Origin of the sequence: Cobetia sp. 29-18-1 (assembly GCF_029846405.1) — a bacterium.
GTDB classification, from domain to species: Bacteria; Pseudomonadota; Gammaproteobacteria; order Pseudomonadales; family Halomonadaceae; genus Cobetia; species Cobetia amphilecti.
Map to the genome: position 1 here is coordinate 1 of NZ_JARWKS010000016.1, position 20,405 is coordinate 20,405.

Annotated in this window: 18 protein-coding genes and 1 tRNA gene; 10 read left to right on the forward strand and 9 right to left on the reverse strand. The window is 64.5% G+C overall.

The genetic code is table 11. The features are described 5' to 3' along the window. Positions 1-136: 136 nt before the first annotated feature. On the reverse strand, positions 137-1,612 hold the full coding sequence (locus QD208_RS12680) for an FAD-dependent oxidoreductase (protein WP_347882000.1): 1,476 nt from the start codon (positions 1,610-1,612) through the stop codon (positions 137-139). A gap of 36 nt (positions 1,613-1,648) precedes the next feature. Between QD208_RS12680 and QD208_RS12685 the strand changes: the two genes are divergently transcribed. Beyond that, on the forward strand, positions 1,649-2,599 hold the full coding sequence (locus tag QD208_RS12685; protein ID WP_279837011.1) for a LysR substrate-binding domain-containing protein: 951 nt from the start codon (positions 1,649-1,651) through the stop codon (positions 2,597-2,599). Between the two features lie 185 nt (positions 2,600-2,784). Here QD208_RS12685 and ychF read toward each other — a convergent pair whose 3' ends face one another. The 8 genes from ychF to QD208_RS12725 form a co-directional block, all read right to left on the reverse strand. Continuing rightward, on the reverse strand, positions 2,785-3,876 hold the full coding sequence (gene ychF / locus QD208_RS12690; protein WP_107335448.1) for a redox-regulated ATPase YchF: 1,092 nt from the start codon (positions 3,874-3,876) through the stop codon (positions 2,785-2,787). Between the two features lie 298 nt (positions 3,877-4,174). Continuing rightward, positions 4,175-4,759: an aminoacyl-tRNA hydrolase gene (gene pth / locus QD208_RS12695; RefSeq protein WP_043335900.1), complete on the reverse strand. Its 585-nt coding sequence runs from the start codon at positions 4,757-4,759 to the stop codon at positions 4,175-4,177. A gap of 29 nt (positions 4,760-4,788) precedes the next feature. Beyond that, positions 4,789-5,424 carry a 50S ribosomal protein L25/general stress protein Ctc gene (locus tag QD208_RS12700; protein WP_043335898.1) on the reverse strand — a complete coding sequence of 212 codons (636 nt, stop codon included), beginning with the start codon at positions 5,422-5,424 and terminating at the stop codon, positions 4,789-4,791. Positions 5,425-5,603: 179 nt separating this feature from the next. After that, positions 5,604-6,545: a ribose-phosphate pyrophosphokinase gene (locus QD208_RS12705; protein WP_172978614.1), complete on the reverse strand. Its 942-nt coding sequence runs from the start codon at positions 6,543-6,545 to the stop codon at positions 5,604-5,606. Positions 6,546-6,617: 72 nt separating this feature from the next. Next, positions 6,618-6,692: transfer RNA gene (locus QD208_RS12710), tRNA-Gln, on the reverse strand. A 29-nt stretch (positions 6,693-6,721) separates the two neighbouring features. Beyond that, a complete protein-coding gene (gene ispE, locus QD208_RS12715; protein ID WP_279837012.1) occupies positions 6,722-7,594 on the reverse strand; it encodes a 4-(cytidine 5'-diphospho)-2-C-methyl-D-erythritol kinase in 873 nt (290 codons plus the stop codon). Between the two features lie 50 nt (positions 7,595-7,644). Beyond that, positions 7,645-8,289, reverse strand: coding sequence for a lipoprotein insertase outer membrane protein LolB (gene lolB, locus QD208_RS12720; protein ID WP_279837013.1), 645 nt, complete (start codon positions 8,287-8,289; stop codon positions 7,645-7,647). Between the two features lie 122 nt (positions 8,290-8,411). After that, the gene (locus QD208_RS12725) at positions 8,412-10,178 is read right to left on the reverse strand and encodes a tetratricopeptide repeat protein (RefSeq protein WP_279837014.1); all 1,767 of its coding nucleotides are present in this window, start codon (positions 10,176-10,178) and stop codon (positions 8,412-8,414) included. 598 nt (positions 10,179-10,776) lie between these two features. On the opposite strand from QD208_RS12725, the gene hemA reads away from it, so the two are divergent. The 9 genes from hemA to QD208_RS12770 all read left to right on the forward strand — a co-directional run bounded on the left by hemA (position 10,777) and on the right by QD208_RS12770 (position 20,371). Next, positions 10,777-12,048, forward strand: a complete 1,272-nt coding sequence (gene hemA, locus QD208_RS12730; RefSeq protein ID WP_192838326.1) for a glutamyl-tRNA reductase — start codon at positions 10,777-10,779, stop codon at positions 12,046-12,048. Continuing rightward, positions 12,045-13,130 carry a peptide chain release factor 1 gene (prfA, locus tag QD208_RS12735; RefSeq protein ID WP_279837015.1) on the forward strand — a complete coding sequence of 362 codons (1,086 nt, stop codon included), beginning with the start codon at positions 12,045-12,047 and terminating at the stop codon, positions 13,128-13,130. The genes hemA and prfA overlap by 4 nt, the downstream gene beginning before the upstream one ends. Before the next feature lies 1 nt (position 13,131). Continuing rightward, on the forward strand, positions 13,132-13,980 hold the full coding sequence (gene prmC / locus QD208_RS12740; protein ID WP_043335879.1) for a peptide chain release factor N(5)-glutamine methyltransferase: 849 nt from the start codon (positions 13,132-13,134) through the stop codon (positions 13,978-13,980). Between the two features lie 302 nt (positions 13,981-14,282). After that, on the forward strand, positions 14,283-14,783 hold the full coding sequence (locus QD208_RS12745; RefSeq protein ID WP_043335877.1) for an Lrp/AsnC ligand binding domain-containing protein: 501 nt from the start codon (positions 14,283-14,285) through the stop codon (positions 14,781-14,783). Between the two features lie 72 nt (positions 14,784-14,855). Next, a complete protein-coding gene (gene moeB / locus QD208_RS12750; protein ID WP_279837016.1) occupies positions 14,856-15,608 on the forward strand; it encodes a molybdopterin-synthase adenylyltransferase MoeB in 753 nt (250 codons plus the stop codon). 340 nt (positions 15,609-15,948) lie between these two features. Further along, positions 15,949-17,244, forward strand: coding sequence for an FAD-binding oxidoreductase (locus QD208_RS12755; protein ID WP_279837017.1), 1,296 nt, complete (start codon positions 15,949-15,951; stop codon positions 17,242-17,244). A 75-nt stretch (positions 17,245-17,319) separates the two neighbouring features. Then, positions 17,320-18,648 carry an ABC transporter ATP-binding protein gene (locus QD208_RS12760; protein WP_279837018.1) on the forward strand — a complete coding sequence of 443 codons (1,329 nt, stop codon included), beginning with the start codon at positions 17,320-17,322 and terminating at the stop codon, positions 18,646-18,648. 2 nt (positions 18,649-18,650) lie between these two features. Beyond that, entirely contained in the window at positions 18,651-19,574 is a 924-nt protein-coding gene (locus QD208_RS12765; RefSeq protein ID WP_107335442.1) for an ABC transporter permease, read from the forward strand. After that, positions 19,571-20,371 carry an ABC transporter permease gene (locus tag QD208_RS12770; protein ID WP_279837019.1) on the forward strand — a complete coding sequence of 267 codons (801 nt, stop codon included), beginning with the start codon at positions 19,571-19,573 and terminating at the stop codon, positions 20,369-20,371. The genes QD208_RS12765 and QD208_RS12770 overlap by 4 nt, the downstream gene beginning before the upstream one ends. The last annotated feature ends 34 nt before the right edge of the window (positions 20,372-20,405 follow it).

The window sequence follows — 20,405 nt, forward strand, 5'->3', positions numbered from 1 at the left end:
ACAGGGGACCCCATCATTATGAGTGATGTGCTCTAACCAGCTGAGCTATGTAGCCGTCCAACGGAGGCGAATATTACGGATTGTCCGCGATGTTGTCAACGCATCAGCGCGAAAAAGTGGCAGGGAATTCATCAGGCTAGCGTCCCGGCCGCGCAGCGAGGGCATCAGGTAGGCTGTCGGATAGAGAGCTGGGGAGAGCCTCTCGCGAGATGGCGCGTGCGATGAGGTCGCCACTGGCGCAGGCCAGCGTGAAACCCAGGCTGCCATGACCGACGTTCAGCCACAGATTGTCCGGGCTGTTCGCTTGCCGGGGACGGCCGAGGATCGGCGGCCCTTTGGGCGTGCTGGGGCGCAGTCCGGCCCAGGGAGTGGCCTGCGCGAAATCGCCGGCTGCGGGGAAGGTGTCGCTGGCCAGCTTGCGCAGGGCGGCAATGCGCTGCTCATCCAGTTCGGGGTGGAAGCTGTCGCGTTCCCGCTGGCCGATATCCACCATCGCCGCGACGCGCAGCTGGCGTGATGCCGACGACTCCAGGTCGGCATAGACCACCTTGCGTGCCGAGTCGGTGACGCTGATGCGCGGCGCGGCCGTCTCCGGGGTGTCAGCTGTCAGCGCCAAGGTGAGGCTGTAGCCCTTGAGCGGTTGCAGGGGCAGGCGAATGCCCAGGGGGCGCACCAGCTCGGCGGCATGATTGCCGGCCGCGATGACGACCTCTTCGACGGCGAGGCATTCTCGGCGGCCATCAAGGTGTCTGAGCTCGAGCTGCGCGATGCGCCCGTTGCGTGCGCTCAGCGCGGCGACGCGCGTGTTGGCGAGGCGCGTGTAGCGCCCGGAGACCTGCAGCTTGCGCTCCAGCGCCTGACAGAAGGCATGGCAATCCGCGGTCTCGTCCGAGGCGCTGAAGATGGCGCCTGACAGATGGGCTTGCTGATGGGCCAGTGAGGGCTCCAGCGCGATGCATTGGCGTGCATCGAGCACCTGTTGGTCCTGCGGGGCGACGCGCGCGGCGGCCGCCTTGTCGAGCGCTATCGGGTCACGATGGATCACCAGCTTGCCGCGCTGCTGCCAGGCGAAGTCGCCGAGCGCATCTCGAGTGCGCCACTCGCTCATGATCGCCTGGCTGTGCAGCGCCAGCGAGAGCATCTGCGCTGCGCTGGTCTGATGAGTGCGGTGATTGCAGGCGGCCACAAAGCGGGCCATCCAGCGCCATTGTGCGGGGTCCAGATTCGGGCGCAGTTTCAGCGGTGCCTCATTGCCTGCCAAAAGCCACTTGATGGCCTGGCGGGGTACGCCGCTATCGGCCAATGGCGCCACATAGCGATAGCTCAGCTGGCCGCCATTGGCGTGGCTGGTCTCGCTGGCGACCTCGGCATGGGCGTCGATCAGGGTCACGCAGTGGCCGGCGCGTACCAGGGCGTGGGCACTGGCGAGGCCGATCACGCCGCCTCCGATGACGGTCACGTGGCGTTGCATGCTGGGCTCCCGGGTCGTGAAGGTCGTGTCGTGCTCGAGCTTGCCGGTCGCTTGCGTAAGTGGCGAATGAAAAGGATGTGCCGCGCCATAACCCGAGGTTATGGGGTAACCTGATGCGCAGGCGCTAAAGTACGCCCTCAAGTAAGCCCTCTAGACAACCGGACAGGGAGATAGCGCATGCGGCTCAGGGACCTGGAGATCTTTCACGCCGTCCTGCAGGCCGGCAGCGTGACCGGCGCGGCGCGGTTGCTGCATATCTCTCAACCGGCGGCGAGCAAGGCGCTGCAGCAGGTCGAGCGCCAGTGGGGCATCACGCTGTTCACGCGCAGTGCAGGGCAGCTTCATCCCACCGAGGAGGCGCGCAAGCTGGAAGCGGCCAGTCAGGGAATGCTCGGTCAGCTGGATGATGTGAGGCGGCTGGTCGATGGCTTGCGTGAGGGCGAGGCGCGCACGCTCAAGGTGGTGGCGACGCCTGCCATCGCCCAGCAATTGCTGCCGCAGGCGCTGGGTCAGTGGCGCAGGCGTCAGCCGCGAGTCAGCTGTGAGCTGGCGACCCAGCATACCCGCGAGATCGTCGATGCCCTGTTGCTGCATGAGGTCGATATCGCCTTCACGCTGAGTGCGCCGACGCATCCTGCGCTGATGACGCGTCCGCTGGTGCGCATGCCGCTATTGGTGCTCGCGCCCGCAGGGTATTGGGCGCAGGACTGTCAGCAGGCGCCGATGACGGTGGCGGAGCTTGCCGGTCAACGCCTGATCGCGCTGGGAGCACACGACCCGCTGGCGCGGCGACTCGATGGTCTGCTGGCGAGTGTGGCGCAGGAAGCTTCAAGCGCTTTGCCATCTTCACCGCGCATCGTGACGCGTGTGCAGACCTATCCACTGGCGGCGGCGCTGGTTCAGGCGGGGGAGGGGTTGGCGGTGGTCGATGCACTCACGGCGCATGCCGCCACTACGGAGCGCGGCTTGAGCGCGCGTCAGCTGCCCCAGGCGGGTGAGCTGGTGCTGAGTGCCGTGTGGCGACGCGAGGCGGGGCGTTCGCGGCTGGCGCAGTCACTGGCGGACCAGCTCGCCAGGCAGGCCGCGCAGTGGCTGCAGGTGCCGCTGGCAGAGCCCTCTACGGTCTGAGCCCTTCGCTGGTTGAGCCCTCCGCTGGTTGATATCTTCACGCCTTGATCGGCGCCCCTGATTGAACAGCTTTCCGCGCCACAACGCAGAACGCCCCTGACCTCGTGAGAGATCAGGGGCGTTCTGTCAGGACAGGCTGTCAGGGCGTCAGCTGGGCCCGGGCGTCGCCGGGCACCGGTGAGCCATCAGACATTGAAGCGGTAGTGCACCACGTCGCCATCCTTGAGGATGTAGTCCTTGCCTTCCAGGCGCCACTTGCCGGCATCCTTGGCGCCTTGCTCGCCCTTGTAGGCGATGAAGTCGTCATAGGAGATGACTTCGGCACGGATGAAGCCTTTCTGGAAGTCGGTGTGGATGACGCCAGCGCCTTCCGGTGCGGTAGCGCCGATCTTGACGGTCCAGGCACGCACTTCCTTCACGCCAGCGGTGAAGTAGGTCTGCAGACCCAGCAGCTCGTAACCGGCGCGGATGACTCGGTCCAGGCCCGGCTCTTCCATGCCCAGCTCGTCGAGGAACATCTCGCGCTCTTCCTCGTCCAGCTCGGCGATCTCGGCTTCGATCTTGTTGCACACAGGCACGACGCTGGCGCCTTCGTTGGCGGCAATGCCGCGCACGATATCGAGGTAGGGATTGTTCTCGAAGCCTTCCTCGCTGACGTTGGCGATGTACATGGTCGGCTTGAGGGTCAGGAAGCCGAAGCCACGCACGATCTTCAGGTCGTCATCGCTGAGACCGAAGCTGCGCAGCGGCTGACCTTCGGCCAGGTGCGGCTGGATGCGTTCCAGCACGGCCTTGGTGGCGATGGCTTCCTTGTCGCCGCCCTTGGCGACACGGGCCAGACGCTGGATGCTGCGCTCGACGCTGTCGAGATCGGCCAGGGCCAGCTCGATGTTGATGGTCTCGATGTCGGCGGCCGGGTCGACGTGGTTGGCGACGTGGATGACGTTGTCATCCTCGAAGCAACGCACCACGTGCGCGATGGCGTCGGTCTCGCGGATGTTGGCCAGGAACTTGTTGCCCAGACCTTCGCCCTTGGAAGCGCCCGCGACCAGACCCGCGATGTCCACGAATTCCATGGTGGTCGGAATCACCTTCTCCGGCTTGACGATCTCGGCCAGCGCGTTCAGGCGAGGGTCAGGCATCGGCACGATACCGGTGTTCGGCTCGATGGTGCAGAAGGGGAAGTTCTCGGCGTCAATGCCAGACTTGGTCAGTGCATTGAAGAGAGTGGACTTGCCGACGTTCGGCAGGCCGACGATGCCGCAATTGAAACCCATGGCGCTAGATCCTGGTGTGACGTATCGAATGGGGCGTGGCACTGGCAGTCGTCTCGACCAGCAGGCTCTGAGTGCACAGGCACTGGGCATGCGGGGAAACGAGTGGGCAGGCACGGAATGAAGACAGGCGGGAAGTGTAAGGCCTCATGCCGCCGAGGTCATCCATTGGGCGCATGTCGCGCGACAAATGATGCCTTTTGCTGCTGATCGCGTGGCGAGACGCGCGCACGCAAGCGAGGTGATGCGCTGAGCGAATCACCGAAATTCGGAGAGGGGTGATACCGGGTGATGCAGAGGTTCAGCTCTTGAAGGAATGCAGGCGATTCATGGCCCGTGCCCATTCGCCACTGATGGCGTCGGGGAGGGTCATCACCACTTCGTCGATGGCGTCGTCGATGGCCTGGCGTTCAGCCTTGCCGGGACGTCCGAGCACGAAATTGGTCACCAGCTTGGCATTGCCGGGGTGGCCGATGCCGATGCGGGCACGATGGAACGACTTGTCGTTGCCCAGTGCACTGATGATATCGCGCAACCCGTTGTGACCGCCATGGCCGCCACCCTGCTTGTAGCGGGCGGTGCCGGGGTCGATGTCCAGCTCATCGTGGGCGACGAGCAGTTCATCCGGGGCGAGCTTGTAGAAGTTGCACAATGCGGCCACGGCCTGACCGCTGCGATTCATGAACGTCGATGGGAACAGCAAATGCAGATCCTGACCGGCGAAGTGGACCTTCGCGTACTGGCCATGGAACTTGCGTTCCGGACGCAACGTGGTGTGACCGTGGCGCGCAAGAGCGTCAAGGAGCCAGACGCCGGCATTGTGACGGGTGTCTTCGTATTCGTTCCCCGGGTTACCGAGGCCGATGATCGCTTTCACTCGTGACATGCGCTGTCTGGCTCCTTGATCAGGCTGCGTTATTCTGCAGCAGGTGCTTCTTCGCCTTCAGCAGCATCTTCTGCGTCAGCAGAGATGTTCGGACGAGTGACGTTGACCACAGCGGTGTCGTGATCGGCACCGTGGGACAGGGCAACGGACTCGGCGCCTTCCGGCAGAGCGATGTCGGACAGGTGCAGGGTGTGGCCAACTTCCAGCTTGGACACGTCCAGCTCCAGGTATTCCGGCAGGGCTTCCGGCAGGCAGCTGATTTCGACGTCAGTCGCCAGGACGTGCAGGACGCCGTCCTGGTCCTTGACACCGACACAGGCTTCCTGACCAGTGATGTGCAGCGGCACGTTCATGGTCAGTTTGTGGGTCGGATCGATGCGCAGGAAGTCGACGTGAGTCAGCAGCGGCTTGAACGGGTGACGCTGCAGGTCACGGATGACGACTTTCTCGGTCTTGCCCGCAACATTCAGGGTGATGATGGAGGAGTAGAACGCCTCATCGTCAACCGCCTTGTACAGGCTCGGCTTGTCGATCATGACCGGAGTCGGAGCCTGGTCGGCACCGTAGATGATGGCCGGCACGAAGTCGTTCGTACGACGCAGGCGGCGGCTCGCACCTTTCCCCAGGTCTTCACGAACTTCAGCATTCAGTTTGAACAGTTTCATTTTGCAGATACCTCAAGGGTCTAATGAGAATCCGGTAGCCCCCGCGACCAGAGCGCTACCGGATCCATGAGGCCGGCCCGGAGATTTCCGGGCCGGCCGCTTGTCGGCAGATGACGGATCATCTGCCGTTGTCAGTGCCTCTTCCTCGAGCAGCGGCGAGCAGGGCCCGCCGACAGGACTCAGTGGAACATGGCGCTGACGGATTCTTCATTGCTGACGCGACGGATCGCCTCGGCGATCAGGCCAGCGACTGTCAGCTGGCGGATCTTGCCGGAACGACGCGCGGCGTCGGACAGCGGGATGGTGTCGGCAACCACCACTTCGTCGAGGACGGAGTTGGTGATGTTGTCGACCGCCGGGCCGGACAGGATCGCGTGGGACGCATAGGCCACGACGCGGTTGGCGCCATGATCCTTGAGTGCCTCGCCCGCCTTGCACAGGGTGCCGGCGGTATCGATCATGTCATCGACCAGCACGCAGGTGCGGTCCTTGATATCACCGATGATGTTCATCACCTGGGCCTGGTTGGCCTGGGGACGACGCTTGTCGATGATGGCCAGCTCGCAGTTGAGCTGCTTGGCGATGGCACGGGCACGTACCACGCCGCCCACATCCGGGGAGACGACGATCAGGTTGTCATAGTTCTGACGTTCGATGTCGTCGAGCAGGATCGGTGAGCCGTAGACGTTGTCCACCGGCACATCGAAGAAGCCCTGGATCTGATCGGCATGCAGGTCCATGGTCATGACGCGATTGACGCCAGCCTTGACCATCATGTCCGCGACCACCTTCGCCGAGATCGGCACGCGAGCAGAGCGCACGCGGCGGTCCTGACGGGCGTAACCGAAGTAGGGAACGACCGCAGTGATACGCGCCGCAGACGCACGACGCAACGCGTCCACCATCAGGATCAGCTCCATCAGGTTGTCGTTGGTCGGTGCGCAGGTGGACTGCATGATGAAGACGTCCTTGCCGCGAACGTTTTCGTTGATTTCTACCGCAATCTCGCCATCGCTGAACTGACCGACGGTTGCATGGCCCAGGCGGGTATCGAGGGCTTCAGCTACCTTGCGGGCGAGAGCGGGATTGGCATTCCCCGCGAATACCATCAGTTTTGACACGCGCAGCCACCTTTGGAGTCTTGTGGGATCTCGGGAGTGGAGAATTCCGGGTTGACCGGGAACGGCCAGGATTGGCTGGGGTACCAGGATTCGAACCTGGGAATGTCGGTACCAGAAACCGGTGCCTTACCACTTGGCGATACCCCAGCAACGTTCACTTCAACCAGTTGCTGTGCTCAGGCCGAAGCCAGAGCGGCATGTAGAGGGGAGATATTGCAACCGCGTGCCGAGAAGGCGTGCCACATCGGGCGCTCGAGTTCGAGTCGACCCAGCACCTCGCTGGCCTGTCGTGCGTCGTCAAACGCACAGAACACACAGGCGCCGGTGCCCGTCAGTCTGGCGGTGCCGAACTGGTCCAGCCAGTCCAGGGCGTCGGCGACTGCCGGGTACAAAGTGCGCACCACGACTTCACAGTCGTTGCGGCCCCCCTGCAGTGCGCGCGCCATACTAATCGCGAGGCTGGAACGTGTCAATTGCGGGTGGCCGAACACGGCGGGTGTCGCGACCTCGACGCCGGGGTGGATCACCACGAACCATGGGGTGTCCAGCGGGGCTGCCACCAGGCGTTCACCGATGCCTTCGGCCCAGGCGGCGAAGCCGCGCACGAACACCGGCACATCCGCGCCGAGCGACAGGCCGAGCTCGGCAAGGGCGTCTTCGCCAAGCTCGAGCCCCCAGAGTCTGTCCAGTGCCAGCAGGGTCGTGGCGGCGTCGCTGCTGCCGCCCCCCAGGCCGCCACCCATCGGTAGCACTTTCTCCAGCGTGATATCGACACCCGGCAATGCGGTGGGTGACGCGATCTTGCCCTGCGCGTGTGCTGTTTCTCGCAGCAGGCGCGCGGCGCGCACGATCAGGTTGGCCTCTTCGGGCACGCCTTCAATAGGCGGCGAGAGGCGGATGGCCTCATCGTCGCGCAGCGTGAAGCTGAGGCTGTCGCCGTGCTCGAGAAACTGGAACAGCGTCTGCAGCTCGTGATAGCCATCGGCGCGCTGGCCCGTGATATGCAGCATGCGATTGAGCTTGGCCGGAGCCGGCAGGGTGAGAGTCATGGTCGATGCGGCTGTCGGTGTCGTCATGGAAGAAGGAGAAGGTGTCACGATCACAGCGCCTGCCACTGGTTGACGATGAGAGTGGCGGTGAGGTCGCCGTAGTAGAGTTTCATCTTGCGCGGCAGCCACAGGCCTTCGGCGCGGGTCCAATCCTGATAGTCCACTTCCCAGCCGTCCTGGTAGAGGGTGGTCGGGAAGCCCAGCTCATCTGTCTCGATGTCATGCTCGCCAGCGGCCGGTACGCCGCGCACCCAGTTGTCGAGGGCACCCAGCGGCAATGACCAGCCCAGTTGCGCCAGCATCAGGCTCTCGGCATCCGGGGCCTCGAAGTCACCCTCGGAGGAGGAGAGGCGCACACCATCGGCGTCGCGCACCAGGGTCGTGCGCCCCGCACCCAGCGGACCGGTGATCAGCATGTGGTAGTCATCGCCGTCCTGCTGCCAGTCGAGGTTGGCGCTGTGGCCTTCCTCGGGAGTGCGAATGCCGACCTTGCCTGCCAGCTGCCAGTGGGTCAGGGCGGCAAGTTGCGCGTCCTGTTGCTGCCAGTCGCCGTCGCTGCGCGTCAGATCACCGGCATTGTCGCTGGCCATCTGGCTGGCGCAGCCGCTGAGTACCAGTGTCATGGCCAGCAGGGCTGGCCCGAGCAGACGGGGTGCCTGGCTCAGCAGGGGGAGTGGCAGGGGAGAAGTGATCATGACGCGAAGGCCTTCCGGATGGCGAGAAGATGAGTGACGGTGAGTGAGACTCCACTCACTGACGGGTCAGGATAATGGACTCGCCAGTGGGCAGAAAGTGCCGGGGAGCGTGGCAGTGCCCTTCAGGGCGCGTCGACGACCGGGCGCAGCTCGGGGATGTGCTGGAACAGGGCTTCGAGCTCGCTGGCTTCTTCAAAGCGCTCGCTCAGCTCTACCGCCAGGCCACGAGCTTCATCCTCGCGGCCCAGCGCCCACAGCACCTCGATGAGATGAGCGCCGATCTCGGCATCCTGCTGCTGGGCCCAGGCGGCTTCCAGCGGTGCCAGCGCATTGTCGAGGTCGTCGGTCAGGTAGCGGCCCCAGCCGAGGCTATCCAGAATGGCGGCGTCGTCGGGCGACAGCGCATGGGCGCGCTCGATCAAGGCCAGTGCTTCCTCGAGGCGGTCCGTCTCCACCAGCAGGGTGTAGCCGAGCGCGTTGTAGGCGCTGGCGTTGTCGGGTTCCAGCGCGATGACTTCCCGCAGGTCTTCTTCCATGCCGCCCAGCTGATCATCTTCCAGACGGCGGATGCCGCGCAGGAACAACAGGCTGCCCAGCTCGCTTTCCAGCGTGTTGCGCGTGTCGGTCTCCCGGGCGGCGATGGCTTGCGCAAGCGCCTTGCGGCGCGTGGTGATGCTGCTGCTCAGCAGGGTATCAGCCTCGGCATGCGCCTCCTGGGAGTCGAGCAGGTCGATCTCGAAGCTGAGAAGCGTCATGGCATGACGCGGATGGCGCAGGCGTTCCACGGCCAGGAACTGACGGGCCTCGTCCGTGCGCTCATGTTCGACCAGCAACTGGGCGGCACGGGCGCGGCTGGAAATGTAGCGCTCGCCGTCCGGCACCTGACGGTAGTAAAGGATGGCGTTGTCGACGTCGCCGCTGGACTCGGCGGCCAGCCCCAGCAGGGCGTAGGCGGCGTCCGGCACCGGGTCTTCATCAAGCAGCGGCAGCAGCAGGCGATGGGCGTCCTCGGGGGAATCGGCATCAAGATAGAGGCTGGCCAGCGCCAGGCGCAGGCGTGGCGCGTTGGGGTGGCGGGTGATGAGGCTGTCGATGCGTTCGCGTGCCGCGTCCAGATCGCCGCTGGCCAGTTCGGTCTGCGCGGCGCTCAGGATCAGGCGGCTGTCATCGGGAGCGATCTCAAGGCCTCGGGCCACCGCGCGCCGCGCCGCCTCGAGACGCCCCGCACTGCGTTCGATCTCGCTGCGCGCCAGCCAGAGCTCCGCCAATGTGGCGTGAGCGCTTTCCAGGCGCACCAGGCGTGCACGCGCGGCTGTCTCATCGCCCAGCGCTGCCTCGAACAGTGCCGCGGCAATCTCGGGCATCGGCTGCTCGGGATGCTGGGCGATATGCGCCTCCAGCATCGCCAGCAGGGGTTCGAGCTCGGCACCGGCATCGATCGCCTGCTCGGCCAGGGTCGCCAGATTGCCATTGCCGCCACTGGCGGTGAGCATCAGGCGCTGTTCGAGCGCGGCCTGCCAGTCGCCTCGCTCGACTGCCAGGCGGGCGCGGATGATGCCGGGCTCGCTGGCGGACTCATCGAGTTGCTGCCAGCGTTCGGCGGCGCGCTCCAGCAGGGCCGGGTTGTCGGCGAAACGAGCCGCGAGCACGGCGCGGCGCGCCAGTTCCGGGTCATCGAAGTGACGGCTGGCGGCCAGATAGCCATTGGCGGCGCGGGGATAGTCACCGCGCTGTCCGGCGAGTTCGGCGCTCAGCAGCTGATTGAGGCTGTCGGCATCCAGGCCCTGCTGGATGGGCGGCGCCGTGGCCAGCGGGTCGGGCTGCGCCATCAGGGGCGCGGAGTCGCTCATCGACTGACAGCCGGTCAAGCCCAGCAGCAATCCGCCCACGACGCAGGACTTCCACCCGGCGCGCGGGCGACGGGGGGCATCAAGGGTGGTGTGCGCGTGCGGGGGGCTATGTTCAGCGGCAGTCGAAGCGTGCATGCAACCTCGCGTTTGTCAGTGGGAGCAGGATGAGGGATCGGGGCGGTCGAGCCGCAGGCCGGGTCATGCGCGCAGCGTGGCGCTGACGAAGGCGTCGTGTCTCGCAGCATAACGGCTGGCGGCGAGCGGGGATAGCGTTGCCGATGCAAGCAAGTGGCATGACCCACCGGATGCCTCGTATGGCGACAGATACGCCGCGCGGGCTGATAGCGATAGCCTGCCAGCATCATGGAAAATCCTCATCGGCTGCGACATGCTGCGGGGTCGCGTGGTCCAGACGCTGTGGTAGAATGAGCGCGCTAATATTACGATCTCAGCCGCTTCGGCAGCCCTGTGTGCCTTTATGTCAGCCGCCTTTGTCCCCATTGAGTCGACAGGTGTAAAGGCACCGAGCCTGCGCGGATTACCTGCTGTCCTGGCCTTGGCCTCGCGGCAGGCCAGCACCGAGAGCCGCCTGACATTGACGCCGATTCCTGCCGGCCAGACCCTGACGACTGACTCCATGACCCTTCTTGCCCTTGGCATCAATCACCGCACCGCCGCCGTTGACGTGCGCGAGCGCGTTGCTTTCACGCCTGCGCAGCTCGATGCCGCGCTGGGCGAATTGAAGCGCCTGCCGGCGGTCTCCGAAGCGGCGGTGCTGTCGACCTGCAACCGTACCGAGCTCTACTGCGTGACCAGCGATGGCGCCAAGTCGGTGCTCGAGTGGCTGGGGCGTTTTCATCGCCTGCCGGTGGAGGAGCTGTCGCGTTGCAGCTATCAGCACCTGGGAGAAGAGGCGGTACGCCACCTGATCCGTGTCGCGGTGGGGCTGGACTCGATGGTACTGGGCGAGCCGCAGATTCTGGGCCAGCTCAAGGACGCCTATCAGTTCGCGCGCAACTCGGTGGGGCTGGGCGGTGAGCTCGAGCAGCTCTTCCAGCATATCTTCCAGGTCGCCAAGCAGGTACGTACCGAGACCGGTATCGGCGAGAACCCCGTCTCGGTGGCCTACGCCGCCGTCAGCATGGCCAGCCACATCTTCGATGATTTCTCGCGGGCCAATGCCTTGTTGATCGGTGCCGGCGAGACCATCGAACTCGTCGCGCGCCATCTCAAGGAAGCGGGCATCGCCAACCTGTGCATCGCCAACCGCACCGTGTCGCGCGCCGAGCGTCTGGCCGATGAGCTGGGCGGGAGCGCCATCGGCCTGGAAGGCATTCCGCATGCCCTCGAGAATGCCGATATCGTGATAGCCTCCACCGCTTCCCAGCTGCCGATTCTCGGCAAGGGCATGGTGGAACGCGCACTCAAGAAGCGCCGCTACAAGCCGGTGTTCATGGTCGACATCGCCGTGCCGCGCGATATCGAGCCGCAAGTCGGCGACCTCGACGACGTCTTCCTCTATACGGTCGATGACCTGCAGGAAGTGATCGACGAGAATCGTCGCCACCGCGAGCTGGCCGCTGCCCAGGCAGAAGAGTTGATTCGCCAGGGCGTCAACGCCTGGTTGCACCTCAAGCGGGTGCGTAGTGGCGGCGAAGTCATCAAGCGCTACCGCAGCCATGGCGAGCAACTGCGCGCCGAATGCGAGGCGCAGGCGCTGGCGGAGCTCGATCAGGGACGCGACCCCCAGGAAGTGGTCGCGCAGCTGGCACGCCAGCTGGCCAATCGCTTCATGCATCACCCGACGCTGGCACTGCGCCAGGCCTCGGGAGACGATCGCCAGGATATTCTTCAGACGGCCCAGACGCTTCTGCTCGCGCCGGCTGATTCATCACAGGACCCTTCATGAAAGACAGCCTCATCACCAAGCTCGACACCTTCCATGACCGCTTCGAGGAGATCTCCGCACTGTTGTCGGAGCCCGAAGTGATCGGGAACCAGACCAGGTTCCGCGACCTGTCGCGGGAGTATGCCGAGCTTGAGCCATTGATCGAGGCATGGCGCCGCCATCGCGGCCTGAACGAAGACCGTGACGCCGCGCTGGCGATGGCGGAGGACAGTGATCCCGAGATGCGCGACATGGCGCGAGAGGAAGTCCGCGATACCGATGCGGCGCTCGAGACGCTGGAAGCCGAGATCACCCAGCTGCTGATTCCGCGTGACCCGGATGATGGCGCCAACGTCTTCCTCGAGGTGCGCGCCGGTACGGGCGGTGACGAGGCGGCGCTGTTCGCCGGTGACCTGTTCAAGATGTACTCGCGCTACGCCGAGCTCAAGGGCTGGAAGGTCGAGACCGTCAGCGCCAGCCACGGCGAGCACGGCGGCTTCAAGGAAGTCATCGCCCGCGTGAAGGGCGAGGGCGTCTACTCGCGCCTCAAGTTCGAGTCCGGCGCGCACCGCGTGCAGCGCGTGCCCGCCACCGAATCCCAGGGGCGTATCCATACCTCGGCCTGCACCGTGGCGGTGATGCCCGAGGCCGATGAAGTCGGTGACGTCGACATCAATCCGGCCGATCTGCGCGTGGATACCTATCGCAGCTCCGGTGCCGGTGGTCAGCACGTCAACACTACCGATTCCGCGATTCGCATCACCCACCTGCCCACCGGCGTGGTGGTGGAGTGTCAGGATGAGCGCAGCCAGCACAAGAACCGTGCGCGCGCCATGTCACTGCTGGCGGCGCGCCTCAAGCAGGCCGCGGTGGACACCCAGGCACAGGCCACCTCCGATGCCCGTCGCAAGCTGGTCGGCTCCGGGGATCGCTCCGAGCGCATCCGCACCTACAACTTCCCGCAGGGGCGTCTGACCGATCACCGTATCAACCTGACGCTCTACAAGCTCAATGAAGTGATCGCCGGCCAGCTGGACGAAGTGATCGAGCCGCTGGTGGTGGAATATCAGGCCGATCAGCTGACCGCACTGCAGGAGCAATAAGGTGAGAATCGATGTCACCCTGGCAGCCGCGACTGCCCGTCTGAGCGAGGCGGGCAGCGATTCTCCGCGTCTGGATGCCGAGTTGCTGCTGGGCGAGGTAATGGGACGAGAGCGCACCTGGTTCTACACCTGGGGCGATCGGGATCTCGAGAGCGAGGCCGGCGCCGAGGGCGTGGCACGTTTCGAGGCGCTGCTGGCGCGTCGCGCCGAGGGCCATCCCGTGGCGCATCTGCTCGGGCGGCGTGAATTCTATGGCCTGACGCTGGCCTGTTCACCGGCCACGCTGATTCCGCGCCCGGACACCGAGGTCATGGTGGAGTGCGCGCTGGAACTGGCCGAGGCCACCAGCGGCAAGCTGCTGGATCTCGGCACCGGCACCGGCGCCATCGCGCTGGCCTTTGCGCGTCATCGCCCGCAGTGGCAGGTGCTGGGGGTCGATCTCATCGAGGAAGCCGTGCAGCTTGCCCGCGGCAATGCCGAGCGTCTGGCGATCGCCAATGCCGAATTCCGCCAAAGTGACTGGTTCAGTGCCGTCACCGAGAGCGGCTTTGCGCTGATTACCGCCAACCCCCCTTATCTGGCCGATGATGACCCACATCTTGCGCTCGGCGATGTGCGCTTCGAGCCGCGCTCGGCGCTGGTCGCGGCCGAGGCAGGGCTGGCGGACTTCCTGCATCTGATCGCCACTGCGCCGCAGCACCTGGCCGCAGGCGGCCACCTGATGCTGGAGCATGGTCTCACCCAGGGCAATGAAGTGCGCGAGGCATTGCGTGCCGGCGGCTTCATCGACGTCGAGACCCTGGAAGACCTGGGCGGACGCGAACGCATCACGCTGGGCAAGCTGGCCTGATGCTCGCCGGGCACCGTCTAGCGGTGCCCGTGTAGTGGCGCCCGTGCGTGGCCCCCGCTGACATCCTCGCGCTTGGCACCCCTGTAGTGCATTCCACCGTTTTCAGTGGAGTCTGCGTGGAATCCTCGTCACAGTACCGCCAGTGAAGGCGTATTCCCTGTTGGCCGGGTATGATAGTAATGAACCTGCATGATTGGCATGGTCATCTGATAACCCCCCTTGTTATCCGACGGCCTGACTGCACGGAAGCTAGGAGCACGGATGATCCTGCTGCAAGTCACCCTGCTGGGAAAACTATTACAATGAAAGCAAAATCACGCTCTCTGGACCGCATCGACCTCAAGATTCTGCGTTGCCTGCAAGAGAATGCCCGTATCTCCTATGTCGACCTCGCCTCGGAAGTCGGCCTTTCCACCACGCCGTGCCTGGAGCGCGTCAAACGCCTCGAACGTGCCGGCGTCATCCGCGGTTACAAGGCGGTGCTCGACCCCAAGGCGCTCAAGGCCAATCTGTTGGTCTTCGTCGAGATCAGTCTCGAGACGCAGTCGCCGTCGGTGTTCGATGAGTTCCGCCGCGCCGTCTCCAAGCTGCCGCAGATCCAGGAATGTCATCTGGTCTCCGGTCAGTTCGACTACATCCTCAAGTGCCGGATTCCGGAAATGTCCGCCTATCGTCAGCTGCTCGGCGATGTGGTGCTGACGCTGCCCGGCGTCAAGGAATCCAAGAGTTATGTGGTGATGGAAGAGGTCAAGGAGCAGTTCTCGCTGCATGTGCCCGATATCGAGGAGCTGGATGCCAAGTAATGGCAAGCCCTGCTGTTGCCAGGCAGGGCTCATGGCTTCTCACTTCATTTACCGATAGGCGGCTTTTCTCCCATGCAAGATTCGCAATTGCTGCGCTACTCGCGCCAGATCCTGCTCCCTCAGGTCGACATCGCCGGGCAGCAGCGCCTGTTGGCGGCGCGGGTTCTGGTGATCGGGGCGGGTGGCCTGGGCTGCCCGGCAGCGCTCTATCTGGCAGCCGCGGGCATCGGCACCCTGGTGGTGGCCGATGATGACCGCGTCGAGCTGTCCAATCTGCAGCGCCAGATCGCCCATGGTGACGCCGACATCGATCAGCCCAAGGCGCAATCACTCGCCGCCTCGCTGTTGGCGATCAACCCTGATACCGAGGTGATCGCGTTGTCAGAGCGCCTGCAGGGTGAGGCGCTGGCCGAGCAGGTGGCCGCCGCAGACGTGGTGCTCGATTGCACTGATCGCTTCAGCTCACGCTTCCCGATCAACGCCGCCTGCGTCACGGCAGGTACGCCGCTGGTGTCCGGCGCCGCGATACGCTTCTCCGGCCAGCTGGCGGTGTTCGATCGCCGTGAGCCACAGGCGCCGTGTTATGGCTGTCTGTACCCGCCGGATGAGCTGGGCGATGAAGAGCTGACCTGCGCTGAAAGTGGTGTCATCGCGCCGCTGGTCGGCATCATCGGCGCCTTCCAGGCATTGGAGGCGCTCAAGCTGATCAGCGGTGCCGGCAGCGTGCATCGCGGCCTGGCCACCTTCGATGGCCTGAGCGGTGAATGGCGACGCATGGGCCTCAAGCGCGACCCCGGCTGCCAGGTGTGTGGTCAAGCGTCATGATGTAGCCGGTCAAATCGACGGTATATCTCCAAGTCGCATGTCTTCAGGACAGCATATCTTTAAAAAGCCCCGCAGCCTTTCTGGCTGGCGGGGCTTTTTTGTCGCATGTTGTGGTGGAGCGGCCGGCGCTGCGCATGCCGCGTGTGCGCACCACCAGGGTGCGCCAATGCCGTGAGGTGTTGAAGATTTCTCCCATGCAGCGCAATCAACATGCAGCATTCCAGCGAAACGTGTGGTAAATATCGAAAATATTCCAGTCGATGGTGAATAAACTCAACAAGAGCGGATGAGGAGGTGCATGGGCGGCTTCAGATCAGGCACGCAGAGCGAGTGTGCTGGCTTGTATTCCTACTACCAGGCCAGCCAGCGTGTGACGCTTGACCCATGCCCGCCTCTAGCTGGTGAGCAGCGTGCCGATGTCTGCGTGATCGGCGGCGGTGTCACGGGCTGCTCCGCTGCGCTGCATCTCGCCGAGCGTGGCTATTCGGTCATTCTGCTGGAAGCGCAGACTATCGGTTTCGGGGCCTCCGGGCGCAGTGGCGGCCAGATCCTGCCGGGGCTCGGCACCGATATCGCGACGGTCGAGAAGGCGCTGGGGCGCGAGCAGGCACGCGCCATCTGGGAGATGAGCCGCGAGTCCGTGCGCCTGACCGCCGAGCTGGTTGCCCGGCATCAGATTCCCTGCGATTTCACCCAGGGCTACCTGCATGCCGCGGTCAAGCCGCGTCATGTGCGCGAACTGCAGGAGTTCCAGGCGCGCATGGCACGCGATTACGACTATCACGCGCTGCAGTGGCTGCAGGGCGATGCGCTGCGCGAGCGGGTCGTCACCGACGCCTATCCGGGCGCGTTGCATGATGGTGAGGGCGGTCATCTGCATCCGCTCAACTATACCCTCGGACTTGCGCGAGCTGCCCAGCAGGCCGGCGTCACGCTCTGCGAACAGAGCCGGGTGCGTCAGCTCGACCACGGCCAGAGCGGCGATACACTCGATGGCACCTCACGGCGTGCTCGTATCCATACCGAGCATGGCTGCGTGAGCGCCGAATTCGTGGTCGTGGCCACCAATGCCTACCTCAATGGCCTCGTCGCCTCGCTGGAAGAGCGCATCATGCGTGTCGCCAATTACATCGTCGCCACCGAACCGCTCAGCGAGGCTCAGGTCGCGCAGGTCCTGCCGCAGGATGACGCGCTTTCCGATGCCAACTTCGTGCTCGACTACTACAGTCTTTCTGCCGACAGGCGCCTGCTGTATGGCGGTGAGGTGAGCTATACCGGTCAGGAGCCGCGTGGCCTCAAGGCGCGCATGGACAGCAAGATTCGCCGCCTGTTTCCGGTGCTCGATGGCGTGGCGATCGATTACCGCTGGGGCGGTGACGTGGCCATCACCATGAACCGCGCGCCGGACTTCGGGCGTCTCGCGCCGAATGTCTATTACGCCCAGGGCTACTCGGGACATGGCATGTCGCTTGCAGGATTGGCGGGCAAGCTGGTCGCCGAGACCATCGCCGGTCAGGCAGAACGTTTCGATATCTTTGCCGCCATGCCGCACCGTCCCTTCGTGGGCGGGCGCTGGCTGCGAACTCCTCTGCTGGTCCTGGCGACCAGCTTCTACACGTTGCGTGATCGGCTCTAGGCCGAGGCCATGATGAAGGTGCTGCACATTTGACATTGTTGAACACCCCGACAGCCCAAGAGCTGGAAACGACTGGTGAGTAATCGCAAGGGAGGCGCGATGAGCGCGGTGGATGGCAAGGACGCTGGTACGCCCGAGCAGCACACGACGAGAAAGCCTGCCGGCGCGCGGGCGCCTGGCGGCACGCACGCCAGCGAGAGCGTCAGTGAGCATGTCGGTGAGAGCTTCGACGATAACGCCGGTGAGAACCTTGGTGATACCGTCAATGAGAGCGTCGGCGAGAGCCACGGCGCCAATGCGGATCAGCCCGCGCTGCCGCGACGCGCGGCATCCTCCATCCAGCTCAAGGGGCTGCACAAGCGCTTCGGCAATGAGGTGGCGGCGCTGGATGGCGTGGACCTGAGCATCCAGCCCGGCGAGTTCTTCACGCTGCTGGGGCCTTCAGGCTGTGGCAAGACGACACTACTGCGGATTCTGGCCGGTCTCGAGGCGCTGGATGAAGGTCAGGTGGTGATCGGCGGGCGGGATGTCACCGAGGTGCCGCCGCATCAGCGCAGCGTCAACACGGTCTTCCAGTCCTATGCGCTGTTTCCGCATCTGTCGGTGCGCGACAACCTGGCATTCGGCCTGAAGATGCGCGGTGTCGCCCCCCGGGAGCGCGAGGCCAGGGTTGCCGAGATGGCGGAGTTCATCAAGCTGGGCAGCCTGATCGATCGCCGGGTCGACCAGCTCTCCGGTGGTCAGCGTCAGCGCATCGCGCTGGCGCGGGCGCTGGTCTGCGAGCCGGATGTGCTACTGCTGGATGAGCCGCTGTCGGCGCTGGATGCCGGCCTGCGCAGTCAGATCCAGATCGAGCTGCTGCGCCTGCAGAAGCGCCTGGGCATGACCTTCGTCTTCGTCACCCATGATCAGCAGGAAGCGATGGTGATGTCGGACCGCATTGCGGTGCTCGACAGCGGCAGCCTCCAGCAGGTGGGCTCGCCGCGTGAGATCTACGAGCGTCCGGCCAATGCCTTCGTGGCGCGCTTCATGGGCCATGCCAATCTGTTCGACGTCACGGCTCGCGATGACAGCCGCAGTGACGCCATCCGACTGACCACGCCGCTGGGCGTACTGACCGCACAGGCGCCGGGCACTGGCAGTCTGCTGCTGTTGCGTCCCGAGACGCTGGACCTGCGCCGGCGACCCGCCAGCGAGTTCGAGCGTCACGACGTGCTGGAGAACCACTTGCCGGGCCGAGTGCAGGAGCGACTCTACCGCGGCAGCCACGCCGAATATCGTGTCGAGGTAGCGGGTGTCAGCGTGCAGGTGGTGGTCAACAACCGGGGTGGCCAGTTGCCGGAAGTCGGCGACCAGGTCGATGTGGTGGTCGCCGCGCAAGACCTGATCACGCTGGGGAAATGACGATGGCCTATCACGCAACCCTGGCCACCGCGCGCAGCCGCGCGGTGGTCGCCGAGTCACGCCACCTGTTGCTGACGGTCGCGCCCGGTGCACTGTGGATCATCGTCTTTCTGGTGCTGCCCAGTCTCTATCTGATGAGCGTGGCCTTCATGACCAACGGCCCCTATGGGCTGCCGGAAATGCCGTTGTCATTGACCTCGTTTCAGCAGCTGGCCGGACAGGGCTTTCTCGGCTGGAGCCCGGGCAACCTGATGACGCTGGGGCGCTCGCTGTGGCAGACCGTGCTTTCCACTGTGCTGGTGGTGCTGGTGGCCTATCCGATCGCCTATTACATCTCGCAGTCAGACCAGCGCTGGCGGCCGATCATGCTGCTGGCGGTGGTGGTACCGTCCTGGACCAATCAGGTCATTCGCACCTTCGGCTGGATGAATCTGCTGGCGCCGGGCACGCCGCTGGCGGAGCTGGCGGAAGCCATGGGCATGATCGCGCCCAACATGGGGCTCTATCCGTCCAATTTCGCGGTCACCCTGGGGCTGGTCTACAACTTCCTGCCGTTCATGGTGCTGCCGCTGTACGCCGCCTTCGAGAAGTTGAATCTATCACTGGTGGAGGCGGCGCAGGACCTCTACGCCTCGCCGCTCAAGGCCTTCTGGCACGCGGTCTTCCCCCAGACGCTGCCGGGGCTGTTGGCGGGTGTCGTGCTGGTGGCGATTCCGGCCTTCGGCATGTACGTGATTCCGGAGTTGCTGGGCGGCGGCAAGGGCATGATGCTGGGCAATCTGGTCGCCAATCAGTTCGCTGGCAGCGCCAACTGGCCGCTGGGTGCGGCGGGCGCGATCCTGATGCTGATCGCCACTTTCATTGGTCTCTACGCCATGCGCCGCATCGGCAAGCGGCTGGGCGGCGGTGAAGAGGTGGTGATATGAAGCGCGGGAGCTTTCACAAGGGATTGCGGGGCTTCTGGTGGCTGACGCTCGGTTTTCTGTATCTGCCGCTGATCGTGGTGATGCTGTTTTCCTTCAATGCCTCCAACAGTGCCGCCAGCTTCACTGGCGTGTCGCTGCGCTGGTATCGGCGCCTGCTGGGCAATGACGCGATTCTGTCGGCGCTGGGCAATTCGCTGCTGCTGGCGGTGGTGTCGTCATTGCTGGCGCTGATGATCGGCACGCTGATCGGGTATGGCATGTATCGCCATCGTCACCGCAAGCTGGGTTGGCTGATCGTGCTGATCTATCTGCCCATCGTGCTGCCGGACATCGTGTTCGGGATCTCGGAAATGACCTTCTTCGTCAAGATCAATGAGCTGACCGGTCTGCTGTCGCCAGGACTGGCCACCATGACCATCGCACATGTCACCTTCCAGGTGCCGTTCGTGGCGTTGATCGTCTACTCGCGCTTCGTCGGGCTGGACCCGACGCTGTTCGAGGCGGCCAAGGACCTCTACGCGACACCGCGGCAGCGCGTGCAGTTCTTCATGTTGCCGACACTCAAGCCGGCATTGATCTCGGGCTTCCTGCTCTCCTTCACGCTGTCGCTGGATGATTTCGTGATCAGTTTCTTCACCGCCGGACCGGAGAGCGCCACCTTGCCCATCTACATCTGGAGCGCGATACGCAAGGGCGTGACTCCTGAAATCAATGCCATCGCCACGTTGATGATGGCGGCGGTCGCCCTGGCGGCGCTCACGAGTCTGGTGCTGTCGCGCCGGCGTGCGGCGTCGTGAGCATGCGCAATATCCACAGGCGGTCTGACACTGC

Excerpts from the sequence above, each read along its gene's own strand:
- QD208_RS12685 (WP_279837011.1), top strand. The coding sequence starts at position 1,649 with ATGCGGCTCAGGGACCTGGAGATCTTTCACGCCGTCCTGCAGGCCGGC.
- ychF (WP_107335448.1), bottom strand. The coding sequence starts at position 3,876 with ATGGGTTTCAATTGCGGCATCGTCGGCCTGCCGAACGTCGGCAAGTCC.
- pth (WP_043335900.1), bottom strand. The coding sequence starts at position 4,759 with ATGTCACGAGTGAAAGCGATCATCGGCCTCGGTAACCCGGGGAACGAA.
- QD208_RS12700 (WP_043335898.1), bottom strand. The coding sequence starts at position 5,424 with ATGAAACTGTTCAAACTGAATGCTGAAGTTCGTGAAGACCTGGGGAAA.
- ispE (WP_279837012.1), bottom strand. The coding sequence starts at position 7,594 with ATGACTCTCACCCTGCCGGCTCCGGCCAAGCTCAATCGCATGCTGCAT.
- lolB (WP_279837013.1), bottom strand. The coding sequence starts at position 8,289 with ATGATCACTTCTCCCCTGCCACTCCCCCTGCTGAGCCAGGCACCCCGT.
- hemA (WP_192838326.1), top strand. The coding sequence starts at position 10,777 with ATGACCCTTCTTGCCCTTGGCATCAATCACCGCACCGCCGCCGTTGAC.
- prfA (WP_279837015.1), top strand. The coding sequence starts at position 12,045 with ATGAAAGACAGCCTCATCACCAAGCTCGACACCTTCCATGACCGCTTC.
- QD208_RS12745 (WP_043335877.1), top strand. The coding sequence starts at position 14,283 with ATGAAAGCAAAATCACGCTCTCTGGACCGCATCGACCTCAAGATTCTG.
- moeB (WP_279837016.1), top strand. The coding sequence starts at position 14,856 with ATGCAAGATTCGCAATTGCTGCGCTACTCGCGCCAGATCCTGCTCCCT.
- QD208_RS12765 (WP_107335442.1), top strand. The coding sequence starts at position 18,651 with ATGGCCTATCACGCAACCCTGGCCACCGCGCGCAGCCGCGCGGTGGTC.
- QD208_RS12770 (WP_279837019.1), top strand. The coding sequence starts at position 19,571 with ATGAAGCGCGGGAGCTTTCACAAGGGATTGCGGGGCTTCTGGTGGCTG.